General features: G+C 39.6%; 15 protein-coding genes. 3 read left to right on the top strand and 12 right to left on the bottom strand.

The genetic code is table 11. The features are described from left to right. The first annotated feature begins 18 nt into the window (after positions 1–18). Positions 19–528 carry an SRPBCC domain-containing protein gene (locus HCG49_RS14515; protein ID WP_168470257.1) on the top strand — a complete coding sequence of 170 codons (510 nt, stop codon included), beginning with the start codon at positions 19–21 and terminating at the stop codon, positions 526–528. Between the two features lie 270 nt (positions 529–798). Then, positions 799–1,692 carry a DMT family transporter gene (locus tag HCG49_RS14510; RefSeq protein ID WP_168470256.1) on the top strand — a complete coding sequence of 298 codons (894 nt, stop codon included), beginning with the start codon at positions 799–801 and terminating at the stop codon, positions 1,690–1,692. Positions 1,693–2,175: 483 nt separating this feature from the next. Here HCG49_RS14510 and rimO read toward each other — a convergent pair whose 3' ends face one another. From rimO to recR, 11 genes are all read right to left on the bottom strand, one after another. Continuing rightward, positions 2,176–3,477, bottom strand: coding sequence for a 30S ribosomal protein S12 methylthiotransferase RimO (gene rimO, locus HCG49_RS14505; RefSeq protein WP_168470255.1), 1,302 nt, complete (start codon positions 3,475–3,477; stop codon positions 2,176–2,178). A 684-nt stretch (positions 3,478–4,161) separates the two neighbouring features. Further along, entirely contained in the window at positions 4,162–5,124 is a 963-nt protein-coding gene (ftsY, locus tag HCG49_RS14500) for a signal recognition particle-docking protein FtsY (protein ID WP_168470254.1), read from the bottom strand. Between the two features lie 90 nt (positions 5,125–5,214). After that, the gene (locus HCG49_RS14495) at positions 5,215–5,367 is read right to left on the bottom strand and encodes a DUF4295 domain-containing protein (RefSeq protein ID WP_168470253.1); all 153 of its coding nucleotides are present in this window, start codon (positions 5,365–5,367) and stop codon (positions 5,215–5,217) included. A gap of 6 nt (positions 5,368–5,373) precedes the next feature. Next, positions 5,374–5,556, bottom strand: coding sequence for a 50S ribosomal protein L33 (gene rpmG, locus HCG49_RS14490; RefSeq protein WP_072764828.1), 183 nt, complete (start codon positions 5,554–5,556; stop codon positions 5,374–5,376). Positions 5,557–5,577: 21 nt separating this feature from the next. Next, a complete protein-coding gene (gene rpmB / locus HCG49_RS14485; protein WP_072764827.1) occupies positions 5,578–5,814 on the bottom strand; it encodes a 50S ribosomal protein L28 in 237 nt (78 codons plus the stop codon). A 72-nt stretch (positions 5,815–5,886) separates the two neighbouring features. Next, positions 5,887–7,134 (bottom strand): competence/damage-inducible protein A, encoded by a 1,248-nt coding sequence (locus tag HCG49_RS14480; RefSeq protein WP_168470252.1) that lies wholly within the window; start codon positions 7,132–7,134, stop codon positions 5,887–5,889. Further along, positions 7,134–7,475: an Hpt domain-containing protein gene (locus HCG49_RS14475; RefSeq protein WP_168470251.1), complete on the bottom strand. Its 342-nt coding sequence runs from the start codon at positions 7,473–7,475 to the stop codon at positions 7,134–7,136. The genes HCG49_RS14480 and HCG49_RS14475 overlap by 1 nt, the downstream gene beginning before the upstream one ends. Beyond that, entirely contained in the window at positions 7,476–8,087 is a 612-nt protein-coding gene (locus tag HCG49_RS14470) for a fumarylacetoacetate hydrolase family protein (protein WP_168470250.1), read from the bottom strand. Positions 8,088–8,186: 99 nt separating this feature from the next. Further along, positions 8,187–8,963 carry a 3'-5' exonuclease gene (locus HCG49_RS14465; protein ID WP_072764823.1) on the bottom strand — a complete coding sequence of 259 codons (777 nt, stop codon included), beginning with the start codon at positions 8,961–8,963 and terminating at the stop codon, positions 8,187–8,189. Between the two features lie 142 nt (positions 8,964–9,105). Then, positions 9,106–10,449 carry a dihydrolipoamide acetyltransferase family protein gene (locus tag HCG49_RS14460; protein ID WP_168470249.1) on the bottom strand — a complete coding sequence of 448 codons (1,344 nt, stop codon included), beginning with the start codon at positions 10,447–10,449 and terminating at the stop codon, positions 9,106–9,108. Between the two features lie 89 nt (positions 10,450–10,538). Further along, positions 10,539–11,156 carry a recombination mediator RecR gene (recR, locus tag HCG49_RS14455; RefSeq protein WP_168470248.1) on the bottom strand — a complete coding sequence of 206 codons (618 nt, stop codon included), beginning with the start codon at positions 11,154–11,156 and terminating at the stop codon, positions 10,539–10,541. Between the two features lie 209 nt (positions 11,157–11,365). Between recR and HCG49_RS14450 the strand changes: the two genes are divergently transcribed. Next, positions 11,366–12,826, top strand: coding sequence for a sodium:solute symporter (locus HCG49_RS14450; protein ID WP_168470247.1), 1,461 nt, complete (start codon positions 11,366–11,368; stop codon positions 12,824–12,826). 386 nt (positions 12,827–13,212) lie between these two features. Here the strand turns inward: HCG49_RS14450 and HCG49_RS14445 are convergent, their stop codons facing one another. Continuing rightward, positions 13,213–14,223 (bottom strand): 3-oxoacyl-ACP synthase III family protein, encoded by a 1,011-nt coding sequence (locus HCG49_RS14445; protein WP_168470246.1) that lies wholly within the window; start codon positions 14,221–14,223, stop codon positions 13,213–13,215. Positions 14,224–14,265 lie beyond the last annotated feature (42 nt).

The following is a 14,265-nucleotide window of genomic DNA, read 5'->3' as shown; positions in this document are numbered from 1 at the left end:
CCAATAAAACCTACACTCATGGCTTTTGAATCGTTTACCAAAAAGATATACATAAAAACAGAAATCGAAAAACTGTATTGGTGCTGGGCCACACCACAAGGCATTACTTCTTGGTTTTTGCGAGACGCCCGTTATACCGCTAAAAAAGGACAAATTATTAAAGGAGAAAGCGATAAAATTGAAGCAGGCGATCATTACCGCTGGGAATGGCATAATTGGGAGGGAGAAGAAACCGGTGAAGTTTTGGGCGCCAATGGCAAAGATACCATCGCATTTACTTTTGCAAAAGTTTGTAGGCTTACCATTAGCATGGAAAAACAAGACGACCATGTATTGCTGACATTGCATCAGGACCAGATCCCAACGGATGATAAAAGTAAACTTCAAATCCATTATGGCTGTAGCAACGGATGGACCTTTTGGCTGACCAATTTAAAGGCCTACCTAGAACACGGCATTCTACTCAATGAAACAACCATAGACCTTAGAAAAATCCCCATGGCCGAATTGGAATTTGTCAACATTTAAGAATTTTTTCCTTTTTGCCCTTACACACTATCCATAGAATTTATCCCTTCCAAGCAGTACTGTCTCCTCCTTTGCCAAAAAGCCACAATTGGGAGCCACCAAAAACCGATCTAAAAAAACAGGACGAAACTTCCAAAAGCCTCCATTTTATGGAGATTTCGCTAACAAGCCCAATAATACTCTGATAACCAAAGTATTAAAAAAACGTTATTTTATTTTTCTCCGTGTCAAACTGTGAGTTTTTTTGCTAGTTTTGCCGAATTTATAAAGATGTTTACAAAACCTCAGATTGCCTTGTTTATTGGGATTTTATGCATTGCCATTTTCCCTATTTTAGTAAAGCTAAACTACACCCCAGGTGTTATATCGGCATTTTATAGAATGGCCATTGCCTTGGCTGTGCTACTACCCTATGCCATCATCAAGAAAAAAATTAAAATTCCGTCTACAAAGGTTTTATTATTAACACTTTTGTGCGGTGCGCTCTTTGGTTCCGATGTTGCCGTATGGAATATTGCCATTCAGGAATCTACCGCCACCCAAGCCTCGTTACTGACAAATTTGTCGCCTATTTGGGTCGGTATCGCTACTTTTCTTTTTTTAAGCCCAAAACCTTCTAGAAATTTCTGGATAGGAACCATGATCGCCCTATTCGGTATGATTACCCTTGTTGGGTTTCGCTTTTTTCTCGATCTATCTTTCGATATCGGATTTTATTTTGGAATCTTATCGGGGGTATTTTACTCGGCATACCTGCTCTTAAGCAAGCACTTACTGGGCAATACCGATGTGGTTTCCTTTCTAACGCTAAGCCTTTTGGGATCGTCCATATTTTTAGCGGGACTTTCCTGGTACTTAGGCGAGCCCTTCAGCGGTTTTTCAAATATAGGCTGGGGCGTATTAATCGTACAAGGCTTAGTTTGTCAATTATTAGCTTGGGTACTTCTCAGCTATGCCACGAAACATATGCGTGCCACCAGAGTATCGCTAAGCCTATTGGGCCAAGCATTCCTAGCCGCACTATTCGCTTGGATATTTTTAAATGAAGAGATTACCTTACAAATGGTCATTGGCGGAATCATTTTATTGTTTGGCATCAGGGTTACCTTTATTGACAAACCCATTAGTTTATTCCCCAAAAAACAGGTTACAACAAGCCTCTAAGCTTGTATTGGCGTAAAGTTATCACTAGGGCCATTCTATTCTAGAAACCGAATTGTCACACTATTGGCATTATAATTTGGGCGTTCCCTCCTTCGGCGGGCGGGCTCTTCGCTGTATCCCTTGCGCTGCTGCGGGGATGCCGCTGCGATCCCTAACGCAAAAACAACAACCATTATTTAGGCTGCAGATAAGACCATTAGACGGTTCATCGCTTTAAAAATGGCTTACTATAGGATTATTGCAGCTCAGAGATGTACCAATTGAAGGTTCTGATGCTATATTTTGAGCATCTAGCCACTTTATCCAAGTCTCTTTCACCGCCCCTTTGCACACCCAATAACTTGTGAGCTTTTAGGCCGTACACAAACTAGCAGATTTACAAAGAGCTGAGAGAACATTCAACAAAGGAGTTTAACGAAAAATGCCGAATAGCAACGGTATGCCTACCGCCGTTATTCGGCATTATAATCTGATGATTATTATTTACACCGGTTCACCGTACAAATCAAAATCGGCTGCCTCGGTAATCTTTATATCTACAAACTCCCCTTGTTTTACGTAGTGCTGTGCTGCATCTATCAACACCTCATTATCTACATCTGGAGAGTCAAATTCCGTACGTCCTACAAAATAGTTTCCTTCTTTACGATCGATAATACACTTAAAGACCTGCCCAACTTTTTGCTGGTTCAATTCCCAAGAAATTTGCGATTGAATTTCCATGATCTCATTGGCCCGTTCTTGCTTCACCTCTTCCGGAACATTATCTTCTAAGTTATAGGCATGGGTATTTTCCTCGTGGCTATAGGTAAAACATCCTAATCGCTCAAAACGCATATCTTCTACCCATTGTTTCAGCACCTGAAAGTCTTCTTCGGTTTCTCCAGGATAGCCAACGATTAAAGTGGTCCTAATAGTCATACCAGGTACGGCCTCCCTAAACTCCTTCAACAATTTAGTGGTTTTTTCCTGAGTCGTTCCACGACGCATACTTTTAAGAATGGCGTCCGAAATATGCTGTAACGGAATATCGATATAGTTACATATTTTAGGCTCTTGGTTCATTACCTCGAGTACATCCATAGGAAACCCAGCAGGGAATGCGTAGTGCAATCTAATCCACTCAATTCCTTCAACCTTTACCAACTCCTTTAAAAGTTCGGCCAAATTTCTTTTCTTATACAGATCCAAACCGTAATAGGTAAGATCTTGAGCAATCAATATTAGTTCTTTTACCCCTTTGGCGGCTAATTTATTAGCTTCTATCACCAAATCCTCTATTGGAGTACTTTTATGTTTTCCACGCATTAATGGGATAGCACAGAACGAACAAGGCCTGTCGCAACCTTCCGCTATTTTTAAATAAGCATAGTTCTTTGGTGTGGTAGTTAAACGCTCTCCAATAAGCTCATGCTTATAATCTGCTCCTAGTGCTTTTAACAAGTTTGGCAGTTCGCTAGTCCCAAAATACTCATCTACATTCGGAATTTCCTTCTGTAAATCGGGCTTATAACGTTCACTTAAACAACCGGTAACAAAAACCTTATCTATTTCCCCAGCTTCCTTCTTCTGAACATAATCTAAAATAGTATTTACACTCTCTTCCTTGGCATTGGCTATAAACCCACAGGTATTTATGACAACGACATTCCCCTCCTCTTCATGAGCAACATCTTTCCCATTGGCCTTTAACTGCCCCATGATAACCTCTGAATCGTATAAATTCTTGGAACACCCCAAGGTTACCATATTAATCTTATTCTTTTTAAGTGTCTTTGTACGCATATTTATTTAAATAATATGCAAAAATACAACTTGCAAAATGATTGTTGTTCGTTTAAAGCATTTTTTATGAATTCTTGGCTAAACTATTATCCCCTAAAGACCTGAAATCAATTCAACCCAGAAAGTTTTGGAGGAATCGCACCGCCAATTACATACCAATCCCAGAAAAAAATATCCCCAAAATCCTAACAAGCGTTCCCCTCTATTAAAAAAACATCTTTAAAACTTTAGGCCTATTTTTCTCTTTCATACAAATCCCGGCCTGTGTTATAACACCAGACCTAAGCAGCGGGCAGGAGAAAGACCAATTTTAATAGTACCAAGAGCTCCCTTTTACCGAGTTAGACAGCAATAAACAAATCGAAAAAATAAGAAGTAAGCTAGCAGTCACCATCCTAACAATGGTTATCAGCAAAAGAAAAATGCTCTTTATTACAACAAGAGTATATGGCAAGAAGCAGTATGTTGTTATCCGCGGAATTGCGTTAGGGATCGCAGCGGCATCCCCGCAGCGGCGCAAGGGATATAGCGAAGAGCCCGCCCGACGAAGGAGGGAACGCCCTAAGCACAGTATGAACCTCATAAAAACAAGAAATTCCCTCTATGGGGAACATCATGATCTTGTGCTATTGAATTTGATAGCCATCTATTTTAGACAGCTATCAAAATGCCAATAGATATTTTTTAAGCTTTGTTACTAAAAAAGGAATCTACAAATTCCATTTTATTGAACACTTGTAAATCTTCGATACCTTCTCCGACCCCAATATATTTTACAGGGATCTGAAATTCATCAGAGATACCGATGACCACGCCTCCTTTAGCCGTACCGTCTAATTTAGTGACCGCAAGAGAAGTAACTTCCGTTGCCTTGGTAAACTGTTTAGCCTGCTCAAAGGCATTTTGCCCGGTAGAACCGTCCAAGACCAATAAAACATCGTGGGGGGTATCGGCTACCACCTTTTGCATCACGCGTTTCACCTTGGTCAGCTCATTCATCAAATTCACCTTATTGTGCAATCTTCCGGCAGTGTCAATAATAACCACATCGGCGTTTTGCGAAACGGCAGAACTCAAGGTATCGAATGCCACCGAAGCGGGATCACTACCCATTTCCTGACGTACAATAGGCACATCGACCCGATCTGCCCATACCTGCAACTGATCTATAGCCGCCGCCCTAAAAGTATCTGCAGCACCAAGAACCACTTTAAGGCCTTTCTTTTTAAACTGATAAGCCAGTTTCCCGATGGTAGTAGTTTTACCCACACCGTTTACCCCAACCACCATAATAACGTATGGTTTCTTGTCTTTTGGAATACTGTAATCGGTTTCGTCGCCAGAATTGGTTTCCGACAACAAGCCCGCTATTTCTTCCCTTAGGATTAAATTGAGTTCCTGCACCCCGAGGTATTTATCCCGGTTTACCCTTGCCTCTATTCTATCTATGATCTTCAAGGTAGTATTTACTCCTACGTCTGACGATACAAGAACCTCTTCTAAACTATCTAAAACCTCGTCATCTACTTTAGACTTTCCAACAACGGCTTTACCAAGTTTTGAAAAAAAACTGGTTTTAGTCTTTTCTAGACCCTTGTCTAAAGACTCTTTTTTCTGGGTAGAAAATATTTTCTTAAATAAACTCATTTCTGTAGAACATTCTTTTCCTCAAAGATATGAAAATAAAAAAGCCACTTTCCAAAGAAAGCAGCTTTATAATCTATAATAAATAGATTATTATTTCTTACCTAACCACTCGTTCACCAATTCCGGTGCCATTACTGACTCCGCAAATGAATAAGCACCAGTCTTAGGAGACTTTACCATCTTAATGGCCTTAGTCAATCTTTTTGAACTTGTTTGTAAACTCGCTACCGTTTTCTTTGCCATGACGTATTATTTTATTTCTTTATGAACTGTCATTCTCTTCAAGATAGGGTTGAATTTTTTAATTTCCATCCTATCTGGAGTGTTCTTTTTGTTCTTAGTGGTTATGTACCTAGAAGTACCTGGCTTGCCAGACTCTTTATGTTCTGTACACTCCAAAATAACCTGAATTCTGTTACCTTTCTTTGCCATCTTAATTTTAGTATTTCAGGATTACTTAATCAACCCTTTTCCCTTTGCTTCCTTCAAAACAGCGGAAATTCCTTTTTTATTTATACTCTTTAAAGCCTTTGCAGACACCTTTAAGGTGATCCAACGATCTTCTTCTGGAATATAGAAACGTTTTTTGGAAAGATTTACATCAAATCTTCTTCTGGTCTTATTAATCGAGAAGGACACATTGTTCCCAAACATGGCTCTCTTTCCAGTAACATCACAAACTTTTGACATTTCGCTACTTTTATTTTGTTTTAAACAGGTTGCAAATTTAAGCTAATTTTATCGTTCAGACAAAATTCTTGCCTAGAATTTTAAAATTTCTTTTTGAAGCATTTCAAACGCCTTATTTACAGACTTTTGCACAATGCGTTCTCGATGGCTTCCCATCATATATTTTTCAACGACGACCCCTTTTGGTGAAGCCACGGCTATAAACACGGTTCCAATGTCTGCATCGGAATCTCCTTTTGAAGGACCTGCATTTCCAGTTGTAGCGATGGCAAAATCTGTTTTCAACAAAGCGTTTAAATTCTCTGCCATAGCAGCGGCCACCTCCGCACTGACCACGGAATACTTCTCTACAAGCGCTTCTGGCACCTTAAGCACCTCTACCTTGGTTTGGGTCGCATAACTCACCACACTTCCTTTAAAATACGCCGAAGCCCCGGGAAGGGCTGTAATTTGTTCTGCAATTTTCCCACCGGTAAAACTCTCTGCCGTCCCCAAGGTCATTTTTCTTTTCTTCAGTAATTGCGCTACAACTTCCTCTATAGACTCATCGCCTTCTTCGCCGTACACAAGATCGCCCAAGAGCGATTTAAGCCGCTCTACCTCATCGTTCATTTTAAGAAACAGCGCTTCCCTATCGATCCCTTTAGCCGAAAGACGCAATCTTACCGACCCCAAGCTAGGCAAATAGGCCAATTTTATAAAAGAAGGAAGATTAGTCTCCAGGGGTTCTATCTTTTCGGCGATGGCACTCTCTCCCATTCCATAGGTTACTATGGTTTTATGAAAAATAAAGGGACGCCGAAATTCCTGAATAATTCTTGGGATAACTTGTGTCCTTATTAAATTCTTCATTTCGAAGGGAACACCTGGCAAGGATATCACTACTTTTCCATTATTAGCAATCCACATTCCAGGAGCTGTACCATATTCGTTGTGGAGTACTTTTGCCTTAGAAGGCACCCAAGCCTGCATTCTATTAATATCGGATATTGGTGTAGAGATGTGTTTTCTAAAAATACCTTCTACATGGGCCAACACCTCCTTATTTTCGACCAAGGTATCGTTAAAATACTCGCATAAGGTATGCTTGGTAATATCGTCCTTTGTAGGTCCCAGTCCACCGGTAATTATAATAATATCTGCTCTGGACTCGGCCTCTTTTAAGGCTTGCAGGATATGCATCTTATCGTCTTGAACCGAGCTTATCTGATAGACAGACACCCCTATTTTATTGAGTTCCGATGCTATATAAGCAGAATTTGTATCTACGATTTGACCGATGAGAATTTCATCGCCAATAGTTATTATTTCTGAAAACATTAAAAGCTAAAATCGTTTCTTAATTCAGAGATCACCTGATTGATATCCTTTTTAAGCATAGGTACCAAACGTGTTATCTCTGCTTCTTCGGTTTCGCCTTTTTTTCCTAGCGTTTCAATGTTTAAGGCAAGTTTTCGGGTATCCTCCATCCCTAACAAATCGACATTTGGCTTTATTTTATGGGCCATTTTATATACACTTTCAAAGTTTTTCTGCGTCAAGGCTTCTTCCAATTCCGCCAAATCTTGAGGCACCTCTTCCAAGAAAACTCCCACCACGGCCATGATAAAATCATTGTCACCCTCGGCCAGTTCGTTAATTTTGTCTAGATTATAAATCATTTATTTTATGTTTAGTGAGAATACCTCTTCGTTTTCTATGGTTCCCGAAAGATAATCATTTGCACTTATTTTACCAACCCCTGCTGGTGTCCCTGTAAAGATTACATCTCCTTTTTTAAGCATAAAAAACTGGGACACATACGAAATCAGCTCATCAATGGTCCATAACATAAGGCTGGTATTCCCCTGCTGCACGACCTCCTCATTTTTTAGAAGCTGAAAATTTAAATCCTTTAAGTCTTTAAAATTAGATTTCGGCAACCACTTCCCAATAACGGCAGCCCCATCAAATCCCTTTGCTTTTTCCCAAGGCAACCCTTTTTCTTTGAGCTGTGCCTGTAGGTCTCGGGCCGTAAAATCTATCCCCAACCCTATCTCATCATAATAAGTATGGGCAAATTTAACATCTATATGCTTGCCAACTTTTTTAATTTTCACCAATACTTCTACTTCGTAATGCACCTCGTTAGAAAACTCCGGAATGTAAAAATCCTGTTCTTTTGGCAAAACGGCAGAATCGGGCTTTATAAATACCACCGGATCTTTTGGCCTTTCATTGTTTAATTCCTTAATATGATCCGCATAATTGCGGCCGATACAGATTATTTTCATTTCAATATATGATATCTCAAGGATTATTATGTCGGCAAAAAAGCATAGAAAAGCAATATTTCTATACTAAGCCCCTTATTTTTATGTATGATTAAGCGTTTAGGACAACTTATTATTTAATTTACTCAGTTTTATCTGGGTAAGTACCTTTTTTGTATAAAGCGGAAAATCTGCGTTCAGGATCCAACCAAAATAACCTGGTTCTTTCTCCAGGATATCGTGTACTTTTTTCCCTTTGTGTTTTCCGAAGGCAAAAATCTCCTCGCCCTCCTTGTCCAATCCAATAAATCCGGCAAAATCTACCGATTGTTTTCTAGTGGTGAATTCCGATAGTTTCTTAATATTATTTTCCAATTCCGGATAGCGTTCCAATTGGGACAGCAACACCTCATAAGTAGCCAAAGTATCGGCTTCTGCACTATGGGCATCGATCAGGTTTTTATCGCAATAAAACTTATAGGCCGCTTCTAGGGTACGTTTCTCCATTTTGTGAAAAATCGTTTGCACATCTACGGACACCATATTTTTCATATCAAAATCTACCCCTGCGCGCAACATTTCTTCTGCCAAAAGAGGAATATCAAAACGATCAGAATTAAAGCCTCCCAAATCGCTATCCTTGACCATTTTATAAATCTCTTTGGAAAGTTCTTTAAAGGTGGGCTCATTAGCGACCTTTTCATTGCTTATTCCATGTATAGCGATTACCTCATCTGGTATTTGCATTTCCGGATTTACCAGCCAGGTTTTACTTTCTTTATTTCCGTTTGGAAAAATTTTTAAGATCGCTATTTCTACAATTCTATCTTTTACTACATTGGTACCGGTAGTTTCCAGATCGAAAAAACAAATAGGCTTTGTAAGGTTTAATTGCATAATTCAGGGCTTTTTTGCAAAGATAGGCTTTACCTAGATTTAGACTAAAGATTGACTCACTTTCTTCCTTTCACTAAATAATAGGATATAAAAAAAGCCCCTTAAAACAGGGGCTTATATATTGGATATTAAAAACTTTAAGCTACACCTCACGGTTTACATCCCAAGCTTCTAAATAATCGGCTACCGTTTTTACGAACATCCCCCCCAAGGCACCGTTCACCACTCTGTGGTCATAACTGTGCGACAGGTACATCTTACTTCTAATAGCAATAAAATCGCCTTCTTTGGTTTCTACCACGGAAGGTATTTTCCTGATTGCTCCCAAGGCAAGGATCCCTACCTGAGGCTGGTTAATAATTGGTGTGCCGAAAACACTGCCAAAGGTCCCTACATTGGTAACCGTATACGTACCTTCTTTTATTTCATCGGGTTTTAAGGCATTGTTTCTGGCTCTGTTTGCCAAATCGTTTACTGCCTTGGCCATACCTACCAAATTTAACTGGTCTGCATTTTTAATCACTGGCACTATTAAATTGCCGTCTGGCAATGCCGCAGCCATCCCTATATTGATATTTTTTTTCTTTATGATAGTATCCCCATCCATAATAATATTCATCATAGGGTACTTTTTAAGGGCCATGGCAACCGCTTCCAAAAATATAGGGGTAAACGTAAGTTTTTCACCTTCCCGCTTTTCAAAGGCCACCTTGGTCTTATTTCTCCAATTCACAAGATTGGTAACATCTACTTCTATAAAACTCTGCACATGGGCAGAAGTAGCAAGGCTAGCGGTCATGTGGTGGGCAATAAGTTTCCCCATCCTACTTAACGGAACAACCTCATCCCCTACCGCTGTGGGCTGTTTGGCAGCCATCGTATTTTCTGTCGCCGCAGCCAGTTTTTGCACTGACCTATCTTCTACTTTTTGAGCTGCAACACCCCCCTCGGCAGCTTTATTAGGTTTCCCTTGGGCTATATATTCTAAAAGATCGTTTTTAGTCACTCTCCCCTCACTACCGCTACCAGCAATGGCATCTAATTCGGCAACCGAAATCCCCTCTTTTTTAGCTATGTTCTTTACTAAAGGAGAATAAAACTTTTCGGTACGACTATAATCCATGGCTGATGCCGTTGCCGTTTCTTGGGCAGCGACAATCGTATTTTCTAATTCCGCGACTGTTTCTTCAGACACTTCTTCAGAATCAGAAGAAGTATCTACTGCAGGGGTGGACACATCGGCACCATTTACTTCAATAATGGCCACCGTTTGACCTACTTTTATAACATCATCAACGGAAAATAATTTTTCTATCAAAACCCCATCTACCTCACTAGGAACTTCAGAATCGACTTTATCCGTGGCAATTTCAAAAATAGCTTCGTCCATTTCAATGGTATCGCCCACTTCTTTTAGCCATGTGGTTAAAGTTGCCTCTGCAACACTTTCTCCCATTTGCGGTAATTTTAATTCAAATTTTGACATATCCTTAATTAATGCTGTGTTATTGATTCATGTTTTGCGAAAATAATAAATAAAAAGCCTTACAGTTATTTTTTACTCATTTAATATCGCTATTTTTTAAAAGAATTTTCGAAGGGTATTCTATTGAGAATACTTCTTCCCAAAGTCACTTCATCGGCATATTCCAATTCATCGCCTACGGCAATCCCCCTAGCAATAGTAGAGGTCTTTACTGACAATCCTTCCAATTGTTTATAGATATAAAAATTGGTAGTATCGCCTTCCATGGTAGAGCTCAGGGCAAATATCAATTCTTTTACCTGCCCTTCCTTCACTTTATGTATGAGGGTCCCAACGGTTAAATCATGAGGCCCAATACCTTCCATGGGCGAAATCTTCCCACCTAATACATGATAATGCCCTTTAAACTGATCAGTGTTTTCTATAGCCATCACATCGCGAATATCTTCTACCACACAAACTGTGGTTTCATCGCGTTTTGGATTCGCACAAATTTCGCATAATGCTACGTCCGAAATATTATGACAGTTCTTGCAAAATTTTATTTGGTCTTTTAACGATACCAAAGCTCCTGCCAATCTGGTGGTTTGTTCTTTGGGCTGTTTTAACAAATGTAGTACCAACCGCAAGGCCGTACGTTTCCCTATACCAGGTAATTGAGATACCTCATAGACTGCGTTTTCTAATAATTTAGAAGAAAATTCCATACTTACAAAATTACAATTTTATACCATTTAATTCATAGTTTCCTGTTGTAGACTGTTTTAATTTTGCAATTAGTTTGCTTAGAACAGGTTGCATGGCCAACGCCTGTGCCAATTCTCCCAAAAGAAGGTCTGTCTATAATTGGAGAATAGTTCCTGGATATTTTAATATCCTAGTTTTTTGTACTTTTCCGCCCTAATACACCCAAATTATGACCGCTACCCATATCCTACTCCTTATCGGATGTTATTTCCTCATGCTTTTAGCAATTTCCTATTTTACGGGAAAAAACGATTCAAACGCTGATTTTTTCAAAGCGGGAAAGCAATCGCCATGGTATTTAGTAGCCTTTGGTATGGTAGGTGCCTCCTTATCTGGTGTCACCTTTATTTCTGTCCCTGGATGGGTAGAAGCCTCTCAGTTCAGTTATATGCAGGTGGTATTTGGGTACTTGGCAGGTTATGTCGTTATTGCCTATCTCTTACTCCCCCTTTACTACAAACTTAATGTCACTTCTATATATGAATATCTTGAAGGGCGTTTTGGCATTGTCAGTTACAAGACAGGGGCCTTTTTCTTCTTTATTTCGAGGGTTTTAGGTGCTTCTTTCAGATTATTTCTAGTTGCCATTGTACTACAACAGTTTGTTTTTGACGCTTGGAACGTTCCTTTTGAGTTAACCGTTACCCTTTCTATTCTCCTGATATGGATCTACACTTTTAGAGGGGGTATAAAAACCATTGTTTGGACAGATACCTTACAGACCTTGTTTATGTTAGTTTCTGTGGGCCTATCCATATATTTTATCAACCAAAAAATAGGATGGAATTTCAGTGAGTTTTTAGCTTCTGAAGAATTAAAACAATACAGCAAAATTCTATTTACGGACGACTTTTTTAATAAGGCACACTTTATAAAATCATTTATAGGAGGTATGTTCATCACCATTTGTATGACTGGATTGGACCAGGACATGATGCAAAAGAACCTTACCTGTAAAAGTTTAAAGGACGCTCAAAAAAACGTCTTGAGCTTTAGTGTGGTCCTTATAGTGGTGAACTTTGTTTTTTTATTATTGGGAGCCTTATTATTTATATATGCAGCAAAGAGTTCTATTGCACTTCCCTTAATGGATGGCACCCCAAAACCCGATTTACTTTTCCCCGAGATTGCCTTAAACAGTGATTTAGGGATTATTGTGGCCATTACTTTTATGCTGGGTCTTATTGCAGCCGCCTATAGTAGTGCCGATAGCGCCCTTACGGCCCTGACCACTTCTTTTTGTGTCGACTTTTTAAATATTAACAAAAAGCCCGAAAACACACAAAAGTCTATCCGTAAAAAAACCCATATCGGTATGAGTGTCTTGTTAATTATTGTCATTGTTATCTTTAAGCATGTACTAGACAAGAATGTTATTGACGGACTTTTAACAGTCGCCACCTATACCTATGGCCCCTTGTTGGGACTCTTTAGTTTTGGAATTTTCACCAAGTATAAAATTAAAGACCAATTTGCATGGGTCGTGGCATTGACTTCTGTTGTGCTTATTGTTCTGATAGCGAACATTCCTAAAGAAGTTTTGGGTGGTTATGAAGTCGGCTACGAGCTACTGCCGTTAAACGGATTGATTACTTTCTTTGGTCTATGGCTCATTCGGAAAAAGGAATAAGAACGCTATTTAGCGTACTTCATTTTGGCAGGCAGCCCCGTATTTTAGCGGGAAAAGTACTGTATCCTTACATAGAAGTTGTTTTTAAAAACTGCGTACACTCCTTTGGACAAGGCATTTATATGTCCATTTGTTGATTGGTAAAACGATTCCCGCCATCAAGACATGGCGACTTTTACACTTCTACAGCCTTTTGGTTTTAGGGAATGTTAATTATGATGTTAAAGTCTGATTTCCTTGTAATTATAAAATAAAACATACGACCTTTATAGTGACCTAAAGATAGTTTCATTGATAAAGCTGTATGTTTTATGGTTAATGGTTAGTGTTTAGTATAGTTTATCAATGAAAGAAACCCGGAGTTAAAATTCCGGGTTTCACTTTTTTTACCATCTGATGACAGCACTGCCCCAAGTAAAGCCACTACCAAAGGCGGCCAATACCACCAAGTCTCCCGATTTTAATTTACCCTGTTCCCAAGCCTCTGTCAGTGCTATAGGTATGGAAGCGGCAGTAGTATTACCGTACTTCATTATATTATTAAAAACCTGGTCGTCTTGCAGTCCAAATTTCTTTTGGATAAATTGGGAGATTCTAAGATTTGCCTGATGAGGCACCAACATATTGATATCCTGTGCCTGCAGGTTGTTTGCTTTTAGGCCTTCTATAATGACCTCACTAAAGCGTACGACGGCATTTTTAAATACAAATTGACCGTTCATATATGGAAAGTAAGACTCATCGTTAGGATCATTATCGGCAATAATATCATTGACCCAGCGATTCCCCATCCCGGGAGCTATCAGTGCCAATTCCTCGGCGTGCTGTCCTTCGGAATGTAAGTGCGTAGAAAGGATTCCTATTTTGTTATCCTCGGTACGACTAAGGACTGCTGCCCCGGCCCCATCACCAAAAATCACCGATACTCCTCTCCCCCTTGTGGTCATATCCAATCCGTGCGAGTGGAGTTCCGAACCAATGACCAGCACGTTTTTATACATGCCTGTTTTTATAAATTGATCGGCTACCGATAGGCCATATACAAATCCGGAACATTGGTTTCTAACATCCAAGGCCCCTACGGTTTTAATTCCCAAATCTCTTTGTACCAAAACACCAGGTCCTGGAAAATAATAATCGGGACTTAAGGTTGCAAATACGATAAAATCGATATCGTCCTTATCAATACCTGCGCGTTCTATGGCAATCTTGGCGGCTTTTACCCCCATAGAAGTAGTGGTATCCCCATCGCCTTTCACCACATGCCTTCTCTCTTTTATCCCGGTTCGTTCCTGGATCCACTCGTCATTGGTATCCATTATCTTGGATAAATCGTCGTTGGTAACAATATTTTCGGGAACATAGTACCCTAAGCCGGTTATTTTTGAATTGAACATTTCGTAATCCTTTAGGTTTAGAGGCACAAGGTGCCCCTTGGT

Source organism: Arenibacter sp. 6A1 (assembly GCF_012272855.1).
GTDB lineage: Bacteria > Bacteroidota > Bacteroidia > Flavobacteriales > Flavobacteriaceae > Arenibacter.
This window is presented reverse-complemented; position numbering and strand designations above follow the sequence as displayed.

Bases quoted from the DNA above. Each gene is read 5' to 3' on its own strand.
- HCG49_RS14515 (WP_168470257.1), top strand. From the start codon at position 19: ATGGCTTTTGAATCGTTTACCAAAAAGATATACATAAAAACAGAAATC.
- rimO (WP_168470255.1), bottom strand. From the start codon at position 3,477: ATGCGTACAAAGACACTTAAAAAGAATAAGATTAATATGGTAACCTTG.
- HCG49_RS14450 (WP_168470247.1), top strand. From the start codon at position 11,366: ATGACCGCTACCCATATCCTACTCCTTATCGGATGTTATTTCCTCATG.
- HCG49_RS14480 (WP_168470252.1), bottom strand. From the start codon at position 7,134: ATGTTTTCAGAAATAATAACTATTGGCGATGAAATTCTCATCGGTCAA.
- rpmB (WP_072764827.1), bottom strand. From the start codon at position 5,814: ATGTCAAAAGTTTGTGATGTTACTGGAAAGAGAGCCATGTTTGGGAAC.
- HCG49_RS14460 (WP_168470249.1), bottom strand. From the start codon at position 10,449: ATGTCAAAATTTGAATTAAAATTACCGCAAATGGGAGAAAGTGTTGCA.
- HCG49_RS14495 (WP_168470253.1), bottom strand. From the start codon at position 5,367: ATGGCAAAGAAAACGGTAGCGAGTTTACAAACAAGTTCAAAAAGATTG.
- HCG49_RS14470 (WP_168470250.1), bottom strand. From the start codon at position 8,087: ATGAAAATAATCTGTATCGGCCGCAATTATGCGGATCATATTAAGGAA.
- HCG49_RS14465 (WP_072764823.1), bottom strand. From the start codon at position 8,963: ATGCAATTAAACCTTACAAAGCCTATTTGTTTTTTCGATCTGGAAACT.
- HCG49_RS14445 (WP_168470246.1), bottom strand. From the start codon at position 14,223: ATGTTCAATTCAAAAATAACCGGCTTAGGGTACTATGTTCCCGAAAAT.
- ftsY (WP_168470254.1), bottom strand. From the start codon at position 5,124: ATGAGTTTATTTAAGAAAATATTTTCTACCCAGAAAAAAGAGTCTTTA.
- HCG49_RS14510 (WP_168470256.1), top strand. From the start codon at position 799: ATGTTTACAAAACCTCAGATTGCCTTGTTTATTGGGATTTTATGCATT.
- HCG49_RS14475 (WP_168470251.1), bottom strand. From the start codon at position 7,475: ATGATTTATAATCTAGACAAAATTAACGAACTGGCCGAGGGTGACAAT.
- recR (WP_168470248.1), bottom strand. From the start codon at position 11,156: ATGGAATTTTCTTCTAAATTATTAGAAAACGCAGTCTATGAGGTATCT.
- rpmG (WP_072764828.1), bottom strand. From the start codon at position 5,556: ATGGCAAAGAAAGGTAACAGAATTCAGGTTATTTTGGAGTGTACAGAA.